The sequence below is a fragment of the Petroclostridium xylanilyticum genome, assembly GCF_002252565.1.
Classification (GTDB): domain Bacteria; phylum Bacillota; class Clostridia; order SK-Y3; family SK-Y3; genus Petroclostridium; species Petroclostridium xylanilyticum.
This window is the reverse complement of the sequence record NZ_NPML01000011.1, coordinates 240,652-260,763: the sequence shown is the minus strand read 5'-3', so window position 1 is coordinate 260,763 and position 20,112 is coordinate 240,652. Positions and strand designations below refer to the sequence as shown.

General features: G+C 35.9%; 18 protein-coding genes, 2 pseudogenes and 1 riboswitch. Of the genes and pseudogenes, 15 read left to right on the top strand and 5 right to left on the bottom strand.

Annotated elements, in window-relative coordinates:
* Both CIB29_RS06950 and CIB29_RS06945 read right to left on the bottom strand, forming a co-directional pair.
* Positions 1-397 (bottom strand): annotated as a pseudogene (locus tag CIB29_RS06950) (helix-turn-helix domain-containing protein); the annotation flags it as partial.
* A gap of 146 nt (positions 398-543) precedes the next feature.
* Positions 544-816, bottom strand: coding sequence for a hypothetical protein (locus CIB29_RS06945; protein WP_094548118.1), 273 nt, complete (start codon positions 814-816; stop codon positions 544-546).
* A gap of 168 nt (positions 817-984) precedes the next feature.
* On the opposite strand from CIB29_RS06945, the gene CIB29_RS06940 reads away from it, so the two are divergent.
* From CIB29_RS06940 to CIB29_RS19180, 4 genes are read left to right on the top strand one after another with little or no spacing between them, the layout of a single operon-like run.
* Positions 985-1,215 (top strand): helix-turn-helix domain-containing protein, encoded by a 231-nt coding sequence (locus tag CIB29_RS06940; protein WP_094548116.1) that lies wholly within the window; start codon positions 985-987, stop codon positions 1,213-1,215.
* Positions 1,212-1,691 (top strand): PIN domain-containing protein, encoded by a 480-nt coding sequence (locus tag CIB29_RS06935; protein ID WP_094548113.1) that lies wholly within the window; start codon positions 1,212-1,214, stop codon positions 1,689-1,691. Before CIB29_RS06940 ends, CIB29_RS06935 begins: the two co-directional genes overlap by 4 nt.
* Entirely contained in the window at positions 1,675-1,845 is a 171-nt protein-coding gene (locus CIB29_RS18515; protein ID WP_157910232.1) for a hypothetical protein, read from the top strand. The genes CIB29_RS06935 and CIB29_RS18515 overlap by 17 nt, the downstream gene beginning before the upstream one ends.
* A 49-nt stretch (positions 1,846-1,894) precedes the next feature.
* Complete coding sequence (locus CIB29_RS19180; protein WP_242965087.1) at positions 1,895-2,383, top strand: type II toxin-antitoxin system HicB family antitoxin; 489 nt, start codon at positions 1,895-1,897, stop codon at positions 2,381-2,383.
* Between the two features lie 204 nt (positions 2,384-2,587).
* Here CIB29_RS19180 and CIB29_RS06925 read toward each other — a convergent pair.
* A pseudogene (locus tag CIB29_RS06925) lies at positions 2,588-2,942 on the bottom strand (tyrosine-type recombinase/integrase); the annotation flags it as partial.
* A 97-nt stretch (positions 2,943-3,039) separates the two neighbouring features.
* Between CIB29_RS06925 and CIB29_RS06920 the strand changes: the two are divergent.
* From CIB29_RS06920 to purD, 10 genes are all read left to right on the top strand, one after another.
* Entirely contained in the window at positions 3,040-3,327 is a 288-nt protein-coding gene (locus CIB29_RS06920; protein WP_094548110.1) for a type II toxin-antitoxin system Phd/YefM family antitoxin, read from the top strand.
* A complete protein-coding gene (locus CIB29_RS06915; protein WP_094548107.1) occupies positions 3,320-3,625 on the top strand; it encodes a type II toxin-antitoxin system RelE/ParE family toxin in 306 nt (101 codons plus the stop codon). Before CIB29_RS06920 ends, CIB29_RS06915 begins: the two co-directional genes overlap by 8 nt.
* A 270-nt stretch (positions 3,626-3,895) precedes the next feature.
* A riboswitch (purine riboswitch) is annotated at positions 3,896-3,997 on the top strand.
* Between the two features lie 314 nt (positions 3,998-4,311).
* Positions 4,312-5,676 carry an NCS2 family permease gene (locus CIB29_RS06910; protein WP_094548104.1) on the top strand — a complete coding sequence of 455 codons (1,365 nt, stop codon included), beginning with the start codon at positions 4,312-4,314 and terminating at the stop codon, positions 5,674-5,676.
* Between the two features lie 245 nt (positions 5,677-5,921).
* Positions 5,922-6,434 (top strand): 5-(carboxyamino)imidazole ribonucleotide mutase, encoded by a 513-nt coding sequence (gene purE, locus CIB29_RS06905; RefSeq protein ID WP_094548101.1) that lies wholly within the window; start codon positions 5,922-5,924, stop codon positions 6,432-6,434.
* Positions 6,431-7,138, top strand: a complete 708-nt coding sequence (purC, locus tag CIB29_RS06900) for a phosphoribosylaminoimidazolesuccinocarboxamide synthase (protein ID WP_094548098.1) — start codon at positions 6,431-6,433, stop codon at positions 7,136-7,138. Before purE ends, purC begins: the two co-directional genes overlap by 4 nt.
* A gap of 135 nt (positions 7,139-7,273) precedes the next feature.
* Positions 7,274-8,707, top strand: coding sequence for an amidophosphoribosyltransferase (purF, locus tag CIB29_RS06895; protein ID WP_094548095.1), 1,434 nt, complete (start codon positions 7,274-7,276; stop codon positions 8,705-8,707).
* A 4-nt stretch (positions 8,708-8,711) separates the two neighbouring features.
* Complete coding sequence (gene purM / locus CIB29_RS06890; RefSeq protein ID WP_094548092.1) at positions 8,712-9,746, top strand: phosphoribosylformylglycinamidine cyclo-ligase; 1,035 nt, start codon at positions 8,712-8,714, stop codon at positions 9,744-9,746.
* A complete protein-coding gene (gene purN, locus CIB29_RS06885) occupies positions 9,740-10,369 on the top strand; it encodes a phosphoribosylglycinamide formyltransferase (protein ID WP_094548089.1) in 630 nt (209 codons plus the stop codon). The genes purM and purN overlap by 7 nt, the downstream gene beginning before the upstream one ends.
* Before the next feature lie 134 nt (positions 10,370-10,503).
* Positions 10,504-12,048 (top strand): bifunctional phosphoribosylaminoimidazolecarboxamide formyltransferase/IMP cyclohydrolase, encoded by a 1,545-nt coding sequence (gene purH, locus CIB29_RS06880; RefSeq protein ID WP_094548087.1) that lies wholly within the window; start codon positions 10,504-10,506, stop codon positions 12,046-12,048.
* Positions 12,049-12,251: 203 nt separating this feature from the next.
* Entirely contained in the window at positions 12,252-13,511 is a 1,260-nt protein-coding gene (gene purD / locus CIB29_RS06875) for a phosphoribosylamine--glycine ligase (protein ID WP_094548084.1), read from the top strand.
* 402 nt (positions 13,512-13,913) lie between these two features.
* Here purD and CIB29_RS06870 read toward each other — a convergent pair whose 3' ends face one another.
* Both CIB29_RS06870 and CIB29_RS06865 read right to left on the bottom strand, forming a co-directional pair.
* Complete coding sequence (locus CIB29_RS06870; protein WP_094548081.1) at positions 13,914-15,698, bottom strand: ABC transporter ATP-binding protein; 1,785 nt, start codon at positions 15,696-15,698, stop codon at positions 13,914-13,916.
* A 222-nt stretch (positions 15,699-15,920) separates the two neighbouring features.
* Entirely contained in the window at positions 15,921-18,125 is a 2,205-nt protein-coding gene (locus CIB29_RS06865) for an AraC family transcriptional regulator (protein ID WP_157910231.1), read from the bottom strand.
* Between the two features lie 637 nt (positions 18,126-18,762).
* On the opposite strand from CIB29_RS06865, the gene CIB29_RS06860 reads away from it, so the two are divergent.
* Positions 18,763-20,049, top strand: coding sequence for an ABC transporter substrate-binding protein (locus CIB29_RS06860; RefSeq protein ID WP_157910230.1), 1,287 nt, complete (start codon positions 18,763-18,765; stop codon positions 20,047-20,049).
* Positions 20,050-20,112: the final 63 nt, after the last annotated feature.

The following is a 20,112-nucleotide window of genomic DNA, read 5'->3' as shown; positions in this document are numbered from 1 at the left end:
TATTTACAATATTTACAACGCTAATATCATAACCTTCAGCAATCAATGCTTCATATATGTCTGTCTTCTTCTTTTGCTGTTTGGACTGACCGATACTCCTTTTGTATTCATTCTCCTTAAGATAAAATTCTATTTTTTCTATGATTTCATCAGTTAGCTTCCTCTTGGATCTGTTTTTAGAATCATATGTAGGCTTTTCGACTATACTGTCAGTCAATTCTCTTATATCATCAATAGTACCGGCATCTAGAAGTTTTTGCCTGCTTGCCTCATATTCCGCAATATACTTTCTTACAGTCTTTACGTTAACACCCAACTCCCTTGCTATAGCCTTTTTTGCTTTATTTTCCAAATATGCTGCTATGATAATTTGCTGCTTCTGGCTCAACTTAATCAACTCCTCTTGCCCCCTCTTATGCATGTTTTACATAAGAGAGTTTACCTGTCAGGGGGGGATTTTTCAATTATAACCGGGGTCCATTTTTAGATTAGCATAAACACTGTTTTTCTAATTTCTTGTACGTTCATTTACTTTTCCTCCATTCATGTAAGTAATTTATTTATTTCAATACCATCAACAAGACCTTGCTTATAAGCTTCTCTTTCAATAACTATATGCATTTTATCATTTGCAATCAAATATTCATCAAAGAGCTTTGAAAGCTGCTCTCTAATATTATCTGGCAGAATACGTTTGATTGCATCGAAAGCTTGGTTAACCTTATTAAGTTGTTCTCTATATTCCTGCTCTTGTAAATATGACCGTGATTCAGAAACCTCCCTTGCTCTTTGCTCAATTATGGAAACTTTAAGCATATCAATCCCTCCTAAAGCTAAAGTTTATATATATTAAACTATAGTTCAATTATAATTAACTATAGTTTAAATGTCAATAGAAAATATCAAACTACAGTTAATTTTTTATAAATTATATTTTGACATATCATAATTATAGTAGTACAATATAAAGGGGAGGTGTATTTAATGATAAACTGCAACTTACGAATAATAATGGCAAAACAAAAATTAAATATAAATCAAGTAGCTGAGATAACAGGCTTGTCACAACCAACAGTGTCAAAGCTTTATAATAATGAACCTCAAGATGTAAAAACTGCAAAATTAGAAACTATTGATAAATTGTGTGCTGCGTTAGAGTGCCAACCAGGCGATTTAATAGAGTATATACCTGAAGAAGGGACGGAGGAGAAATGAAAAAGCTCAAGGTCTATCTTGAAACGACTATTTTTAATTTTTTCTATGCTGATGATGCCCCTGACAAAAGAGATGATACTATAAAACTTTTCAATGAGATATCATACGGCAAGTATGAAGCATATACATCTTATGCAGTCACAAATGAAATAAATAAAGCTTCTGATGAAACAAAACAAAAGCTTTTTCGTCTTTTTAATGAATATCCTATTGCGGTATTAGATGAGGGTGATGAGGTTGAAAAACTAGCAGATATTTACGTTGATGAAGGTATAATACCTTTAAAGTATCGTGATGATGCAGTGCACATAGCAACCGCAACATTGACAGGAATGGATATAATATTAAGTTGGAATTTTAAGCATATTGTAAAAAGAAAAACTATAATAATGGTCAACCTTATAAATACAAGGGAAGGTTATAAGAACATTGATATTTATTCTCCTTCGGAGGTGATTGATGATGACGATGAGTAATGAGCCAAGAGCCTTAAGAGAAATACACGAAATAAGGGAAAAAATGTACGAAGAAACAAAAAACCTTACACCGGAAGAAAGAGCAGAGAAGCGGAGAAAAGAAGGTAGAGAAATCGCAGAGAAATATGGACTAAAAATTGTACAGAAGGTATAATTGTTTTGTAGGCTACGCAGAGTAGCCTACAGTTTGCTTTTGTAAAGGAATGAGTAATATGGCTGCGAAAACAAGAAAATGGGACGATATTCATAAAAACCTCGATGCACTAACACAAGAAGATAGGGAAGAGATAGACTGCAATATCAAAGCTATTGATAAAACAATGATTAAGTTTACTTATTTAGCTGTATTTGAACCAACTGAAACAGGCTATAGTGTATACTTTCCTGATCTTCCGGGTTGCGTGAGTTGTGGAGAGAATTTTGAAGAGGCACAGAAGCAGGCTGCTGAAGCATTAGGTTTGCATATTTATGGTATGGAAAAGGATGGGGATGAAATACCGGTTCCATCTAAAACACCTCAGGTGGATCCCGAAACAGCATCTGGGTATATTGTAAAGCCTGTTACAGCTATTGTTGACTGGGATAGCGATTTTACTAAATTATCACATTCGGAAAGAGAGAGATTAGCCAAGGCTGATAAAGAAATTGAGGACGGTGAAACAGTTGACCATAGTGAGATTAACTGGAGCTAACAATAAATATTCTGTGGTATTATTTTGGCATTAAAATTCATAAAGAATAAAAATTGAAACTGAATTTTAATGGAATATAGATAATATATACACGAAAAATTACTAAGAAATATCAAAAAATAACTTTCCGTAATAGAGTGGGAATAATAAAGAAAATACCTTTAAACCCTCTATTTTACTGGGTTTGAAGGTTTGTTTTTTAAATTACCGTACTAAACACGTACTATTATTTAATTGTTTCAGTTTTTGTGCCACTTCTCCATGCTTGTTTGGATACAGATGGGAATATGTTTGTAATAGTTTGGATGTTCTCATGACCAAGTCTTTCTGATATAAGCAAGGGGGAAAATCCCATTTCTATCAGCAAGGATGCATGGGAATGTCGCAAGTCATGGATCCTGATTCTTTTGACTTTTGATTTTTTGCATCCTCTATCCATTTCATGGTGCAAATAATACTTTGTTACTGGAAACAATCTATCACTTGGTTCATAATCATATAGTTTTTGAACATAGTCCTGGATTATGGTACATAGGAAAGGTGGTATTGTTATTATTCTTGAATTGAATAATTGAAAGATAACGTTCAAACCTATTTGAATATTTAGCATAATTATGATAAAATTATGCTATGCTAATTTAAGGGGTGATGATTGTATGCCACATATCAGACCAGTTTCAGATTTAAGAAATAACTTTGCTGATATATCAAGGATTGTTCATGAAACAGCAGAACCAGTTTTTTTGACCAAGAATGGTTATGGTGATATGGTTGTAATGAGCATGGAAGCTTATGAAAAGTTTAAATTGGATATTATGATTTATGAAAAATTGAAAGAAGCTGCACTTGAAGCTAAAACAACTGATGTAAGATATTCTCATGAAGAAGTTTTTGCAGATTTAAGAGAAAAGCTTAAAGAAAAGGTAGAAGCAGATAATGTATGAATTACGTTACCTTCCATCTGCAAGAAAAGATATATATGAAATTGTCTTTTATATAGCAGAACATTTAAAAACACCAAAAGCAGCAATGGATTTAGTAGATGCTCTTGATAAATCAATAAAAAGGCTTCAACAATTTCTATATTCATGCAAGGTATATCAAACATCAATGGTTTTAGAAGAAGAATATAGACTGTTACCAGTCAAAAATTATGCTGTTTTCTATGTGGTTAAAGAACAGGTTGTTGAAATTCATAGGGTTGTATATGCTAAGATGGATATAACCAAGGTTATAAAATGATATGATTGACACCATAGAAAATATAAACAATGAGTGAAAAGAGCGATACTAAAACGATACTAATATTGTTTGAAACGTCATTTTTTCTTTGAAAATATAGATAATAATGACGTGAAATGCAGTAAAATCAATGATAGAAAATAAAGAAAAAGTCTTAAACACAGAGTGAGAATAAAAATACGAATATTAATTTTAAAATTTTAAAAAAGGTTCAGATTTCTTATCCATTTTCATTGACAAAATTAATGTCATTTGGTACTATAAATGTGTAAATTAAATAGTATACCAGCTCATATAATTTCGGGAATATGGCTCGAAAGTCTCTACCAAACAACCGTAAATTGTTTGACTATGAGTGAATCTAACGATGTTGTTATAGTACAACAAATCCGTAAGAAATGTTCGGGTTTACCTTTGAAATAGGATAATTGTCTTTGATGGTTTGTAAAAAGGTAAAAAGGAACATGGCTATACTTCATTTTGCCATGGGGAAAAGAGGTATGGTTTAATAGTAAACGGACAAATAGATTTCACTCGAAATCTATTTGTCCGTTTTTTTGGCGGATTTTATTTGGAGGTGATTATTCTCTAAGGGAAAGTAAGCGGTTGTAAATTTAATTTAATTTAAAGGAAAAACTACACAAGTAAGACAAAAGAGACAAAAAAGAAAGGAGTCAGTTTTTACAATGGACAAGTTTTTTAGATTAAAGGAAAACAACACAAATGTAAAAACAGAAATTATTGCTGGTATTACTACTTTTATTACAATGGCGTATATTATTTTTGTAAATCCTACCATTCTGACAACCCCCTTTGCTGATGCCGAAAAAGCAACATACTGGGGAAGCATTTTTGTAGCTACATGTGTTGCTGCAGCGATCGGTACTTTTATGATGGGATTATATGCAAATTTACCCTTTGCTCAGGCACCAGGGATGGGATTGAATGCTTTCTTCACTTTTACAATTATTATAGGAATGAAATATACTTTCCAGCAGGCGTTGGCTGCAGTATTTATTTCAGGTATCTTTTTTATCATCATAACATTGATAGGTTTGAGAGAGGCAATTGTGCAAGCGGTTCCTCAAAATATAAAATATGCAATTACAGCAGGAATAGGACTTTTTATTGCACTGATAGGTCTGGTAAACGGAAAAATTATTGTTAACAGTGATGCGACTCTTGTTCAGATTGCAAGTTTTGCAGACGTAAATAGTCCTGATACAAAAATAGCCATTGTTACAGTCATTGGTCTTATTATTACCGGTATATTGCTGGCTTACAGGGTGAAAGGCGCAATACTGATAGGTATTCTTTTAAGTACCGTAATTGGTATACCATTTGGGGTTACTGATCTTTCTAAGTTTGGTATTTTCTCAATGCCTCCAAGTATTGCTCCAACATTCTTAAAGATGGACTTTGCCGGATTATTAGGTGCTGATGGAAAGGGGATTGCGGGAGCAATCTTTGCTGCACTTACAGTGATTATATCCTTTACCATGGTTGATATGTTTGACACTATAGGGACATTAATAGGTACTGGCCAAAAGGCTGGTCTTTTAGATAAAGAAGGAAGATTGCCAAGAATGGAAAAAGCACTTATGGCAGATGCGATTGCTACAACAGTAGGTGCATGTCTTGGAACTTCAACTGTTACAACATATATTGAAAGTGGTGCCGGTATTGCAGAAGGAGGAAAAACCGGTTTGACATCTGTTGTTACTGGTATTTTATTCCTTGCCGCACTGTTCTTTTCCCCATTGGTTGGAATAGTGCCTGGTGCTGCTACAGCTCCTGCTTTAATCATTGTTGGCGTTCTCATGATGGGTGCAATCAAGTATGTTGAATTTGATGATATTAGTGAGGCTTTGCCGGCATTTTTGACTATTGTAATGATGCCGTTTACTTACAGTATTGCTACCGGTATCGCGGCAGGCTTAATTGTATACCCTATAGTAAAGGTTCTCACAGGAAAAGCTAAAGATGTGCATCCTATTGTATATATATTGGCGGTATTATTTATCTTAAGATTCTCAATCCTGCCGCATTAATACTAGGCAGAACACTAAATGAAGTCCGGTAAACCAAATTATCGGACTTCATTTAATCTAAGATTCTGGAATGAATTGATAATTGATAATTAAGGGTTGTAGATTATTAATTGACAATTATCAATTTTATTTCTTGATAATAAGGTGTTCGTAACTTGAAGTTCGCACTAATTTGCAGAAAATATTCGTTGTTAGCTCCGAACTCCGAGCTCCGAACTCCGAACTAATAAAAGGAGGTTATTGGCATGAGTATTAACAAAAAACCAAAAGTAGCTATTGTCATGGGAAGTGATTCAGACTTTCCTATATTAAAAAATTGTATTAAAGTTCTCAAACACTTTGATGTGGAAGTTGATGTCAATGTCATCTCGGCACACCGCACACCTTATAGGGCAGAAGAATTTGCGAAAAATGCAGAAGCCAATGGCATTGACGTAATCATTGGTGCTGCCGGTAAAGCTGCTCATCTGCCTGGAGTTCTTGCTGCTTTCACAACACTTCCTGTAATTGGTCTGCCCATCAAGTCTTCAACATTGGACGGCTTAGATTCTTTGCTATCAATTGTGCAAATGCCAAAAGGTATTCCTGTTGCTACTGTAGCAATAGATGGGGCAGATAATGCTGCCATACTGGCAGTTCAAATTCTTTCCCTGGCCTATGAAGACTTAAAAACAAAGCTCAAAGCTTTTAAGATAGATATGGCAAGGCAAGTAGAAGAAAAAGATGCACAAATAAAAGAGGAGGTTTCAAAACTATGAAAAAGTTAGAAATGCTTTATGAGGGAAAAGCAAAGAAAGTATATAAAACGGATAATCCGGATATGTATATTGTTGAGTACAAAGATGATGCTACAGCTTTTAATGGCTTAAAAAAGGGAACTATACAGGATAAGGGGATCATGAACAACAAGATTTCAAATCATATGTTCAAGCTTCTTGAAAAAGAAGGAGTTCCTACCCATTATGTAGAAGAAATAAGTGATAGGGAAACAATTGTTAAGAAGGTTGAGATTGTTCCTATTGAAGTAATTGTTAGAAACATTGCCGCAGGAAGTCTGTCCAAACGTTTGGGATTAGAAGAAGGTACAAAGCTTCATTCAACAGTTTTGGAATACTGTTATAAGAATGATGAACTGGGAGATCCCATGATTAACGATTATCACATCTATGCACTACAGCTTGCAACTAAAGAAGAACTGGACAAGATTGCCAATATCGCTTTTAAAGTAAATGAAGTATTGTCTAATTATCTAAAAGATTTAGGAATTGAATTAATAGACTTCAAATTAGAGTTTGGCAGATACAAAGGAGACATTATTCTGGCAGATGAAATATCTCCTGACACCTGCCGTTTCTGGGATTCAAAGACCAAAGAAAAACTGGATAAGGACAGGTTCAGAAGAGACCTTGGAAACGTAGAAGATGCGTATAAGGAAGTTCTTAAGAGATTAATGGGGGAGTAAAATACTTTTGTGTAACTTGAGTATTGTATTTGTTCACAGTTCACAGTTCTCAGATATATTGGCAAAGTATTATTCCAGTGAACCGTGAACTGTAGTACTCCGAGCTATCAATCAATCTTTGAGAGGGAATAATACATGAATAGATATATTGATTTCAATTGGCGATTAGATAAACTGAATGAAGAATGTGGCGTGTTTGGTATTTATGACAATGATGGTCATGATTGCGCCCGCCTTACCTATTATGGGTTGTATGCTCTCCAGCACCGTGGACAGGAGAGCTGCGGAATAGCAGTAAATGATGACGGCACCATCATTTATCATAAGGACATGGGATTGGTCCCGGAAGTATTTAATGATGTTATCCTTAACCACCTTAAAGGACAAATTGCAGTGGGGCATGTAAGATATTCCACTACCGGGGCAAGTCTGAGGGAAAATGCTCAGCCGCTTGTAACAAAGTATGTTAAAGGTACTCTAACAGTTGCACATAACGGCAACCTGGTAAATGCAGCCGAAATAAGGTCGGAATTAGAAAAAAGCGGTGCAATTTTTCAAACTACCATTGATTCTGAGGTTATTGCATACTTGATTGCACGGGAACGTGTAAGGTGTGGTTCCATTGAAGATGCGGTAGCCCAGATGATGAAGCAGGTAAGGGGCTCCTATTCTCTTGTAGTGATGAGCCCGCGAAAGTTAATAGGGGCGAGGGATCCTTATGGTATCCGTCCTTTAAGTATTGGAAAACTTGAAAATTCCTATATATTGGCTTCCGAGACATGTGCCCTTGATTCCATCAATGCAGAGTTTGTAAGGGATGTTGAGCCGGGAGAAGTTGTTGTAATAGACAAAAATGGTCTTCGTTCTCTTAAATCAAATTGTATTGGGAGATCGAATTTGTGTATATTTGAGTTCATCTATTTTGCAAGACCGGATAGTATTATTGAAGGAGCAAGTGTATATGAAACAAGAAAAGAAGCCGGAAGGATACTTGCAAAAGAACATCCTGTAGAGGCTGACCTGGTTATTGGGGTTCCTGATTCCGGGGTTTCGGCAGCTGTCGGGTACGCTGAGGAATCGGGTATTCCCTATGGAGAAGGTTTGATTAAGAACCGATATATCGGAAGAACCTTTATACAACCTGAACAAAGTCAGCGGGAAAAGGGAGTAAAGATAAAGCTTAATGTTCTAAAAAGCAGTGTAGAAGGGAAAAGAATTGTCATGGTAGATGATTCTATCGTAAGGGGGACCACGAGCGGCAGGATTGTCCAGATGCTAAAAGATGCCGGAGCAAAAGAGGTTCATATGCGAATAAGTTCGCCGCCATTTAAGTGGCCCTGTTACTTTGGTACAGATATCCCTTCCAGGAAACAGCTTGTAGCTTCCACCCACTCCATAGAAGAAATCAGACAGATCGTTGGCGCTGACAGCCTTGGTTATTTGAGCATAGAGGGGTTGTCTAAAATGGCAATTGGTGCCAGATGCGGATTTTGTAAGGCTTGTTTTTCGGGAGAATATCCTATGGAAGTTCCTGTTGAGGAAGACAAGATGAAATTTGGGAGGGGGTAGTTGCATGAACGCATATAAAGCAGCTGGAGTAGATGTTGAAGCAGGATATGAAGCAGTCCGTTTAATGAAGCAGCACGTTTCCAAAACCTTTATTCCGGGGGTGCTATCTAATATTGGAGGTTTTGGAGGACTTTTTGAAATAGATAAAAATAGTTATAGCAATCCTGTGCTGGTTTCAGGAACCGATGGTGTAGGAACTAAGTTAAAGATTGCCTTTATTATGGATAAACATGACACGGTAGGGCAGGACTGTGTTGCAATGTGTGTAAATGATATTGCCTGTTCCGGGGCTAAGCCCCTGTTTTTCCTTGACTATCTTGCAGTTGGAAAAAACAAGCCAGAGAAGGTAGCAGAAATAGTGAAAGGTGTAGCGGATGGATGTATTCTGGCAGGATGTGCCCTAATTGGTGGAGAAACTGCAGAGATGCCCGGATTTTATCCGGAAGGGGAATATGATTTAGCCGGATTTTCAGTAGGAATTGTAGATAAAGACAAGATCATTGACGGTTCACGTGCAAAAAAGGGTGACGCTTTGATAGGACTTGCGTCTTCGGGAATACACAGCAACGGATATTCATTAGTAAGAAAATTATTTAACCTTAACGGGAACGATGATGATAAAAAATTAAACAGCTATGTAGAATCATTAGGATGTACAGTAGGAGAAGAACTTCTTAAACCTACACGAATTTACGTAAAAGTATTACATGAACTGATAGAAAGGTTTTCAATAAACGCAGTATCACATATTACTGGTGGTGGATTTATTGAAAATATTCCAAGAATGTTACCGGAAAACTTAAGGGCCAGGGTAAACAAAGGTACCTGGGAAGTGCTGCCTATCTTCAAAATGCTTCAAAGCTTAGGCAATATTGCTGAAAGAGATATGTTCAATACCTTCAATATGGGGATTGGAATGGTATTGGCAGTTGATAGTTGTCAGGCTGACCAGGTGATACAATACTTAAAAGAAAAAGATGAGTCTGCATTCATCATTGGAGAAGTGATTGAAGAAGACAACGGGGTGGATATATGCTGAAGATAGGAGTCCTGGTTTCCGGGGGTGGGACTAATTTACAGGCCATTATTGATGCTATTGAAGATGGGACTATTAAAAATGGTCAAATTGTAACGGTGGTTTCCAGCAGAGAAGGGGTCTATGCACTGGAACGGGCAAAAAAACATAATATCCCCCACAGTGTTATTCCCAGAAAAAGCTTTAATACCAGAGAAGCATATGATGAAGCCTTGCTTGGGCACATGAAGCAAAACAAGGTAGACCTTATTGTAATGGCAGGATTTCTATCCATTGTTGGAGATAAATTGATTAACGAGTATAAAGATAAAATCATAAATGTCCATCCGTCGTTAATTCCGTCATTTTGCGGCGAAGGATGCTACGGATTAAAGGTACATGAAAAAGCCCTGGAATATGGAGTAAAAGTTACCGGTGCGACCGTCCATTTTGTTAACGAAATTACCGATGGAGGCGCAATCATCCTCCAAAAGGCGGTGGAAGTAAGGCAGGACGATACGCCCCAAACACTTCAAAAACGGGTGATGGAAGAAGCTGAGTGGAAGATACTGCCCGAAGCGGTTAACCTTTTTTGCGAGGGGAAGATAAGGGTAGAAGGAAGAAAAGTATATATCTTGGATAAGTAGTTGAATTCTGAGTTTACGGCTCACAGTTCATGGTTCACAGTTAACAGTTCACAGGAATCAAAATCTGTGAACCATGAACCGTGAACTGTGAACTTTGTGTTAAAAACAGTATTTTTAGACCAGGAGGTTAGAAAATGGCAAAAAGAGCATTAATTAGTGTTTCAGATAAAACCGGAGTTATTGAATTTGCAAAGGAACTTGACAGCCTTGGGTATGAAATCATCTCTACTGGTGGGACTGCAAAAGCAATTAGTGATGCAGGCATCAATGTAATCAATGTTTCGGATATAACCGGTTTTCCTGAATGCCTGGACGGCAGGGTAAAGACGCTTCATCCCAAAATTCATGCAGGGATCCTTGCAATGAGAAACAATCCTGAGCATATGGAACAGCTAAAGAAACTTAATGTTGATACCATTGATATCGTAGCAATCAACCTTTATCCTTTTAAACAAACCATATTAAAAGATCATGTAGAATTAGAAGAAGCAATCGAAAATATTGATATCGGCGGTCCTACCATGATAAGAGCTGCTGCAAAGAACTACCAGGATGTAGTTGTTATTGTAGATCCGGCTGATTATTCTATAGTTATTGATGAGCTAAAAGCAAATAGCGAAGTTTCTAAAAAAACAAAATTTAAGTTGGCTTACAAGGTTTTCGAGCATACCAGCCATTATGACACATTAATTGCAAAATATTTGAGAGAGCAAATCGGGGAAGAGTTATTCCCGCAGACCCTGTCTTTAACTTTTGAAAAGGTTCAGGATATGCGCTATGGGGAAAATCCTCACCAGCAGGCGGTATTTTATAAAGAAGTCGGACATAATGCAGGCTGCCTGACATCGGCGAAACAACTGCACGGAAAGGAATTATCCTTCAATAATATCAATGATACCAATGGTGCTCTTGACTTATTAAGAGAATTTGATGAACCCACGGTGGTTGCAGTTAAGCATGCCAATCCCTGCGGCGTAGGTAGTGCTGATAACATATATGATGCATATATGAAAGCCTACGAAGCCGATCCGGTGTCCATCTTCGGGGGAATTGTGGCTGCTAACCGTGAAATAGATGCCAAAACCGCAGAAGAAATTAACAAAATATTTGTTGAAATCGTTGTTGCACCTTCTTACAGTGAAGATGCATTGAAAATTTTAACCCAGAAAAAGAATATAAGGATACTGGAACTTAAAGATATTTCAGCAAAGCTTCCTGCAGGAACTTTTGACATGAAAAAGGTTGCCGGTGGCTTGCTTGTGCAGGAAATAGATAATCAATTATTGAATATGGATGAAATCAAGTATGTAACTGATAGAAAGCCAACCGAACAGGAAATGAAAGATCTCATTTTCGCATGGAAGGTGGTAAAACACACTAAATCCAACGGTATTGCCCTTGTGAAAAATAATATGTCGGTTGGAATAGGACCAGGGCAAACCAATAGAATTACGGCAGCAAACCTCGCAATTAATTATGCCGGAGATCGGGCAAAAGGAGCGGTTATGGCTTCTGATGCCTTCTTCCCATTCCCTGACTGCGTAGAAGCAGCTGCAAAGGCCGGTATCACAGCAATTATCCAGCCCGGAGGGTCGATCAAGGATCAGGAATCCATTGATGCATGCAACAAATATGGCATTGCCATGATATTTACGGGGATGAGACATTTTAAACATTAATATAGTGGGGAGTGGATAGAGGGGAGCATTTTCTTCCTCACTATTCACTCTCCACTAATAATACGGAGATAGCAGCGGTTGACAATAATTGTGACAAAATATGAAATAAGATGATAAATATTTTGAAGCATGATATACTTATTCCGAGGCGAAAGTCATGGATAGAATGATAAGTATATCAGAAGCAGGAAGGTGGATAATAAATGAAAGTTCTAGTAGTCGGCGGGGGCGGCAGGGAACACACGCTGGTATGGAAAATCAGCCAGAGTCCCCTGGTAGATAAAGTTTACTGTGCTCCCGGCAACGGTGGAATAGCGAAATTAGCAGAATGTATTGATATAAAGGCAATGGACTTTGAAAACCTTGTAAAATTTGCAGAAGAGAACAAAATAGATTTAACAGTTATAGGACCTGATGATCCCCTGGCAGCAGGTATTGTAGATGTATTTGAGGCAAGAGGATTAAGGGTATTTGGCCCTGGAAAAGATGCTGCAATGATAGAAGGCAGCAAGGTGTTTTCAAAAAACCTCATGAAAAAGTATGGAATCCCAACAGCTGCTTATGAAGTTTTTGACAACAGTAAGGAGGCAGTAGAATACTTAAGAAATGTTTCCTATCCTGCAGTAGTAAAAGCAGAAGGCCTGGCTTTGGGAAAAGGTGTTATCATTGCCCGGAATTATGATGAAGCTGTTCAGGCTGTTAAGGAAATCATGGATGATAAGGTGTTCGGCCAAGCTGGAAACAGGGTGGTTATAGAGGAATTTTTAGCAGGTCAGGAAGTTTCGATCCTGGCATTTACCGACGGTACGACGGTGGTACCCATGGTGAGTGCCCAGGACCATAAGAGGGCTTACGATCATGACCAGGGCTTAAATACCGGGGGAATGGGGACATTCTCGCCAAGCAGAATATATACTCCGGAAATAGCAGCATACTGCATGGAAAATATATTTAAGCCAACCGTACAGGCCATGAATCAAGAAGGACGAAAATTTAAAGGAATTTTGTACTTCGGCCTTATCCTCACAAAAGACGGACCAAAGGTATTGGAATATAACGCACGATTCGGCGATCCCGAAACACAGGTAGTACTTCCGAGGTTAAAAAGTGATCTGGTTGAAATATTTAATGCGGTCATCGATGAAAGATTATCAGAAGTTAAAGTGGAATGGGAAGATAACGCGGCGGTCTGTGTGGTAATGGCATCGGGCGGCTATCCGCAAAAATATTATACAGGATATCCAATAGAAGGCATAGAAGATGCAGAGCTGATAGAAGGTGTAACTGTATTCCACGCAGGGACCAAGCTGATTGATGGAAAGATAGTCACTGCCGGAGGCCGGGTGCTGGGAGTTACTGCAATAGGAAGCAATTTGGATGAGGCAATTAAAACTGCTTATGAAGGAGTAAGCAAAATTTCATTTAAAGATATGCATTATAGAAAAGATATAGGTATTAAATAACCAGGACAAAAATCCTGGTTATTTATACCTATTAAAGAAATAGCTTGCGTAGAAAACTGTGGACAAAGGTGTGCAATTGTGAAACCCACATTGTGAAGAGGTTCCCGGCACAGTGTCAGAAAAGCAGGTGCATTGTTTGAGCGAAGCGAGTTTGCGCCTGCCTGACACAAGCCTTGGAAGTTCTTTACCTCGAAACTCTGCGGGTGGAACAATGCGCATTTGTTCATAAAAATGATCTAATAGAAAACATGATTAAGGCAGTAAAATATAGTATAAACATAATTTTTTTAGAAAAAAAACCCATAGGATATCCTGCACTTGCTATAATGCAAAGCGAACCCAAAATTAATAAAATTATTGACATTTTTGATTTCATAAAACTATTTCTCCTTTACTATTATTCTATGCTTGAAGTTTTCTTAAATTATAGAACTCTCCTTTTTTGTCAATCAGTTCATCATAGGTACCACATTCGACACACATTCCGCCTTTTAATACTACAATGCGATCTGCGTCCCTTATGGTCGATAATCTATGAGCAACAATAAAAGTAGTACGTCCTTTAATAAGGTTTCTCATTGCCTTTTGCACATGCATCTCTGAAATGTTATCCAAGGCAGAAGTTGCTTCATCCAGTACAATAATTTGAGGGTTGCGAATAAGAGCCCTTGCAATGGCAATACGCTGTCTTTGACCTCCTGAAAGCATGCCGCCATGTTCTCCAATGGAGGTATCCAGGCCTTTGGGCAATTTTTTTATTACGTCAGAAAGATTAGCAGTTTCAATAACTTCCTGGAGTTTTTCATCACTAACGGATGGCAATCCATAGGTAATATTGTCGCGGACGGTTCCGGAAAATAGTATGGTATTTTGAGGGACAACAGCGATAAATTTTCTATAACTATTTAAATTGATTTCTGACATGTCCATATTATCAATCAATATTCTACCCTTTGTAGCTTTATTAAATCCTATGATCAAATTTAATATTGTAGTCTTTCCAGCTCCTGACTCACCTACAAAAGCAATACATTCCCCGGATTTAACCTCTAAATTGAAGTCTTTCAGTACCGGTTTGTCTGAAGCGTTATATTTAAATTCTACATTTTCAAATCGGAAATTACCTTTAATATTTTTAACCTTCTTTTTATCCCTGTTATCTTCTATATCTTCCGACATGAATATTTCAGCCACAGAATTTATAGACTCAAAACCTTTTACAATTTCAGGATAGATATTGATTAAAGAGGAAACCTGATTCAAAATGGATGTAAAGAAGCTTTGGTATAAAATCACATCACCTACTGTGATTTCGCCGTTATAAGCAAGGTATCCTGTAAAAGCAAGACAACCCACTTGAAAGAATTGAAAGCTCACCCAGGCAAAAGCCCCGAAAAAAGCATTTACAATATCCAGTTTGTATCCGCTATCCTTGACTTTTTCTAGTTGTGTATCAATCTTTTGAATTTCTACTTTCTCTAAACCGTGAGCCTTTGTGATGGGAATCATTTCCACCATTTCAGCCACCTTGGCTGACATTTCTTCAAGCTCTTTACGGAAATCTGAGTTGGTCTTGCGTATATTACTTCTGAAAAATTTAATGATAAAAGCTGATAACGGTATAGACAGGATAAAAAATATGCTTACTGTAAAGCTTTTACTCAGAGTAATGGCAAGTGCAACAACAATATTCATAATAATAGGAATAACACCGTTACAAAACTGTCTTGACAGTACCGTAATGGCTTCTACATCTCTAAGGATTTTGGACTGAATCTTTCCGGATTTCATTTCTTTATGATAAGAAATTGACAGCATTTGAAGCTTTCTTACCAGTTTACTTCGCAAATCCGCTTCTACTTTCCTTAAAGCTTGACTGAAAAACTTTGTATACAATACATTGGTAGGTAAATTTTGAACTATCAGAATGATGGCTACCGCTAAATTGATCCACATTTCTTTTAAGTCACGACTTCCCCGAGCAGTGGCAATATCAATCACATTACCTATTACAATAGGCATGATCCAAGCAGGGGAATGCTTTATGGCATAAAAGAGAAAAGATAATAATATCTTTCCAATGTTATCCTTGAACAAATATATCAAGGTTTTAAAAGGCCTGTTTTTGTCAAATATTTTACCACTTAGCAACTTATCAAATTCCTGTTCTTTGTAAATATCCCCCATAATCTACGCCCCTTTATACGTAAAAATAATTTTACACACAGTAGTTAAAAAAACGCTGATTTTACAATAACAAATTTTCTGATATATATGACGACTTATATTATACCGCAGAATTTATCTGGCGTACATAGTATCCACAATACATACTGAGTTGAAATTCAAGTAAACCCGATACTATTAATGCGACAAAGCGGCAATGGCTCATCTTATGATATGCCTTGGTTACGCATCATTTGAATGAGGAGTTCCGTATATCCTTCTATATTCATTAGGTGTGTATCCATATTTTGCTTTGAACTGTCGTATGAAATATGCCGGAGTATTGTAGCCAACTACATATCCAATTTGTTGTATCGTCATATCTGTATTAATTAGTAGTTCTTTAGCTTTCTCTATTCTAACATCCGTGACGAAAGAGGTGAAATTTATGCCTGTTTCATCCTTAAATATTTTACTGAGATATTTAGGACTAATAGAAATATGTTCTGCAACGGAATCTAGAGAAAGTTCATTATCAACATGGTCATAAATATATTTTTTTACGAGTTCGACTACCTCCGCATTTTTATTGTCTTTTTGATTTCTTAAAAAGTTAAGCACTTCCTCTGCAAAATTTAAAATCCAATTTTTGAATTCTTCAATATTTTCAATTTCATAAAAGATATTATTTAAATTTTGTTTCTGATATTGTGATGGTGTATAACGCATATCCCTGATATAGTTAGAAAAAATGTTAGTAATGTTTAATATTTTTTGATGGCAATGAGCAGCTGAATAAGGGCCTTCTTTTGAAAGTTTTATTAATAAATCCAGTGATTCCCTTAATTTAGCCAAATTGCGAAGCCTGAGCCCTTCTTCGAATTCTTCTAATAATGATTCCGGCATTGTTTCATTGCTGTTTTCTCTAGCCAGTATTTGTTCTCCCGAAAGCAGGGGGATTTTAGGTAAAAAATATTTATATTTAAGTAAAATCTTCGCTTGTTTGAAAGATTCATGAACTTTTAAAAGTGATTGTACAGGATTTCCAATAGCGATAGTAGTGGAAATCGTATAGTTGGCATATGCGTAGGATATCAGTTCGGAAGCCAGCTTACTAATAGAATTCATATTTTTTTTATTTGTTCCGATAATAATACCGATTTGAAAATCCGGCAACTGAATCCCGCTGCATAATAATTCATCATTGCTGAAACTTTCACACTTGTTGATAAGATCATATACAACAAAGTGACTATTTTCTATAGTTAGGTTGTGAAGAACCTTTTGATTTAGTTCTATAATTAAAGTAAAATAAAAAGGATAATTCATTGTTGTGCCTATTAGCTTAAGTCTTTCTGATAATTCTTCTTCTCTTAATACTTGTTGATGCAACAATTCCATAAGCAAATTATATTTAAGAATAGGTTTATTGTTTTGTAGTGTATTTTCTAATTTGTTTACTTTTGTGGACAAATCACTAATAACATGATTTATAAAAGCATACTCATTTTCTTTGTTAGGTTCATTAGAATTTGATGAACCAAGTAAAACTTTTACCCGATTCATTATATCTTCCAACGGATTGTAGATGTTGGACGTAAACAGGGTTGCTATAATCAAGCCAATAATAATAACAAGAAAGCAAATAATAATTAATACTCGTTTAATAATTGTAGTTTGCTGGTAAAAACGTGTCAATGGCGTTACATTAATAATTTTCCAATTCAAATGTGGAAGTTTGGAAAAAGAAATAATAGATGGTATGTTATTTCTTTTGGCTATAGTACTATCATAATCTTTTGTGGAGATTAGCATTCTACGCATATATTTTTCGCTGCTTATCATCGTATAAAGTTTTTCTTTCTGATGGTGAGAAATAATTTCCCCTTTATTATTAACGATAAAAGTATCACTATATTCTTCGGTCATGATTCTTTGGACGATATCGCTGAACGCACTTTCTTTCACGTCAATTGCAATCAGACCTTTAGCGTTCATACCATTTGAAATAATAGGATAGGATTTTGCATAGGTAAAAATATTAGAACCATGGGTTAGTTTGTCTGCTTCAATATTGGTAGCGACTCCCCTTGATTCTATCCACAAAGTATGTTGAGTACTTTGACTCAATAACTTTAACCAATCCATATTTTTATACGGTTCACGGCTCTCTTCATTTAAATATTTTATTCCCAGTGAAGAAGAAATCAGGAGGTTATGGTCTTTATAATATACATGTACTGCTTTAATAACATCCGGGGCATTTGTGACGATTTCCTGCAAGTATTTATAAGTATTATAGATCTTTAAATGGTTACCTTTAACAGGGTCATCAAATAAAAATAAAAAATGTGTTGCATCGGTAAATGCTGTGGATATATTCATATAAGTATTTGAAACGAGTGCTATAATTTCTGAGTTTATTGCATTGCTTACTTGTTCTAACATTTTCTGATGAACTTTTTCTACTTCTTTATTGAAGTTTGATGAAAAATATAAATAGGAAATGGACCCTAATACCAATGTTAGTATAAATACTAAAACGGCGTACGATATGATTAATTTATAAAACACCGAATGATTATTAAAACGTTTAAACAAATTCATTATATCTAACCCCCTCTATCACCGGAAAGGTGGAATATCGTCTCTTAACTACGCAATACTGCTTATATTATCATATTATTGACTTTATAACAATTTGTCAAAAACTATATTTTCTATTAAAAGAATAAAATAGTAAAGTTGTTAATAGAATTAACAGTTTTGAAATGCCAATTTAATTCCATTAAATAAAGAATAGATTAAAAAACATACCTTAAATTTATATTTAATAGAATATGTGGATTTAAATAGAGTAAATATGAGAAATTTTTATATGTTCATGAAATTTTTATATCAATAAAAATACTGGAAAGAACTATATTTATACAATCAGGAAAATCTATCATTGAAAAATGCTTGTGATAAATCTATCATAAAAAGTGTAAGACACATCAGTCAAAACAGCTGGCTGTTAAGATGAATTTTATAATGATGCAGCATTTACAAATTAAAAAAACAAAAAATTTTTAGGAGGATGTCTATGAAAAAGTTTACTATTATTTTAAGTATATTAATGGCTATATCTTTTGCGTTTGTTGGATGCAGCAGTAAAAACAATCAAAATAATGTTGGAAAAAGTACAAATGAAAATTCAGCCAAGACTGAAGATTCAACAAAGAAAAACGTAGTGTTAAAATTTTTGATTGCCGATGATACAAATGAAGGCGGAGCAATGGCATATATTGCTCAAAAGTATGAGAAGGAAAAGGGTATTAAGGTAGAAATGATTGAAGTACCTTATGAAAAACAACCTTCAAAATTGCAAACCATGATTCAGGGCGGTGACGCTCCGGCTTTAGTCAGGGCTACAAAATTTAAAGTTTATAAGGATTATCTGCTTGATATAAGCGACATCGTTGATTTATCTGTAATTCCTGAAAGCTTGCATGAAAAGATGAAAGTGGACGGTAAGGTTGTTGTTATTCCTTCCAATGTAACAGCAAATGGGATGATTTATAATAAGACAGCATTTGAAAAAGCTGGCGTAAAAATTCCGACTTCTCCGGAAGAAATCTGGACTTGGGAAGAGTTTGTAGCTGCTGTGAAAAAGGTAGTGGATAGTGGTGCCGTAAAATACGGATTGGTTTGGGACCACAGTCAACAAAGATTCCAAACTTTGATGTACCAATTCGGTGGAAGTATTTTTAATGAAGATGTTACTAAAGTTGTAGCAAACAGCAAGGAAGGCGAAGAAGCACTTAAATATTTCATAAAGCTGCATGACGATGGAATTATACCAAAATCTGTCTGGTTAGGTTCTGAAGACCCAAGTGCAATGTTTAAATCAGGACAAGTTGCAGTACACATGGCTGGCAACTGGAAGATCAACGATTACCAACAGAACATTAAGGATTTTGAATGGGGAGCAGTGTATATGCCAAAAGGCACTATACGTTCGTCAGTTCCCGGTGGAAACTTCGTTTTTGCTGTAAAAGGTTCAAAGGTTGAAGCTGAAGCTAAGGAATTCTTAAAATGGTTCTACAGTCCAGAGGTATACAAAGAATATTGTGAAAAAGGTGCTTACATGAGCTCAAGGACCGATGTAACCCCGAAATATCAATATGGTAATGAAGCCTATGCAGTGTTTAATGACGAGTTGAAAAATACCCCTGCAATTGCTGGAATCGACTACACTAATGAATTTAGTGATTTTGTCGGAAATTTGTTAAGAGACAATATCGAGTATGCTATGAAGGGTGAAAAAACTCCCAAAAAGGCACTTGATGATTTCGCAGCTGAACTTTCTAAAGAAATGGGATTAAAATAAGTAATAAAACATGAGAAAGAAAAAATTTTGTGTCGCACAGCGGCACAAAATTTTTTCTAATAT

Coding starts and splice junctions, on each gene's coding strand:
- CIB29_RS06920 (WP_094548110.1), top strand. CDS start 3,040: ATGCCACATATCAGACCAGTTTCAGATTTAAGAAATAACTTTGCTGAT.
- CIB29_RS18515 (WP_157910232.1), top strand. CDS start 1,675: ATGATGACGATGAGTAATGAGCCAAGAGCCTTAAGAGAAATACACGAA.
- purF (WP_094548095.1), top strand. CDS start 7,274: ATGAATAGATATATTGATTTCAATTGGCGATTAGATAAACTGAATGAA.
- CIB29_RS06935 (WP_094548113.1), top strand. CDS start 1,212: ATGAAAAAGCTCAAGGTCTATCTTGAAACGACTATTTTTAATTTTTTC.
- purD (WP_094548084.1), top strand. CDS start 12,252: ATGAAAGTTCTAGTAGTCGGCGGGGGCGGCAGGGAACACACGCTGGTA.
- CIB29_RS06940 (WP_094548116.1), top strand. CDS start 985: ATGATAAACTGCAACTTACGAATAATAATGGCAAAACAAAAATTAAAT.
- purC (WP_094548098.1), top strand. CDS start 6,431: ATGAAAAAGTTAGAAATGCTTTATGAGGGAAAAGCAAAGAAAGTATAT.
- purM (WP_094548092.1), top strand. CDS start 8,712: ATGAACGCATATAAAGCAGCTGGAGTAGATGTTGAAGCAGGATATGAA.
- CIB29_RS06860 (WP_157910230.1), top strand. CDS start 18,763: ATGAAAAAGTTTACTATTATTTTAAGTATATTAATGGCTATATCTTTT.
- purN (WP_094548089.1), top strand. CDS start 9,740: ATGCTGAAGATAGGAGTCCTGGTTTCCGGGGGTGGGACTAATTTACAG.
- purE (WP_094548101.1), top strand. CDS start 5,922: ATGAGTATTAACAAAAAACCAAAAGTAGCTATTGTCATGGGAAGTGAT.
- CIB29_RS06910 (WP_094548104.1), top strand. CDS start 4,312: ATGGACAAGTTTTTTAGATTAAAGGAAAACAACACAAATGTAAAAACA.
- CIB29_RS06870 (WP_094548081.1), bottom strand. CDS start 15,698: ATGGGGGATATTTACAAAGAACAGGAATTTGATAAGTTGCTAAGTGGT.
- CIB29_RS06865 (WP_157910231.1), bottom strand. CDS start 18,125: ATGTTAGAACAAGTAAGCAATGCAATAAACTCAGAAATTATAGCACTC.
- purH (WP_094548087.1), top strand. CDS start 10,504: ATGGCAAAAAGAGCATTAATTAGTGTTTCAGATAAAACCGGAGTTATT.
- CIB29_RS06945 (WP_094548118.1), bottom strand. CDS start 816: ATGCTTAAAGTTTCCATAATTGAGCAAAGAGCAAGGGAGGTTTCTGAA.
- CIB29_RS06915 (WP_094548107.1), top strand. CDS start 3,320: ATGTATGAATTACGTTACCTTCCATCTGCAAGAAAAGATATATATGAA.
- CIB29_RS19180 (WP_242965087.1), top strand. CDS start 1,895: ATGAGTAATATGGCTGCGAAAACAAGAAAATGGGACGATATTCATAAA.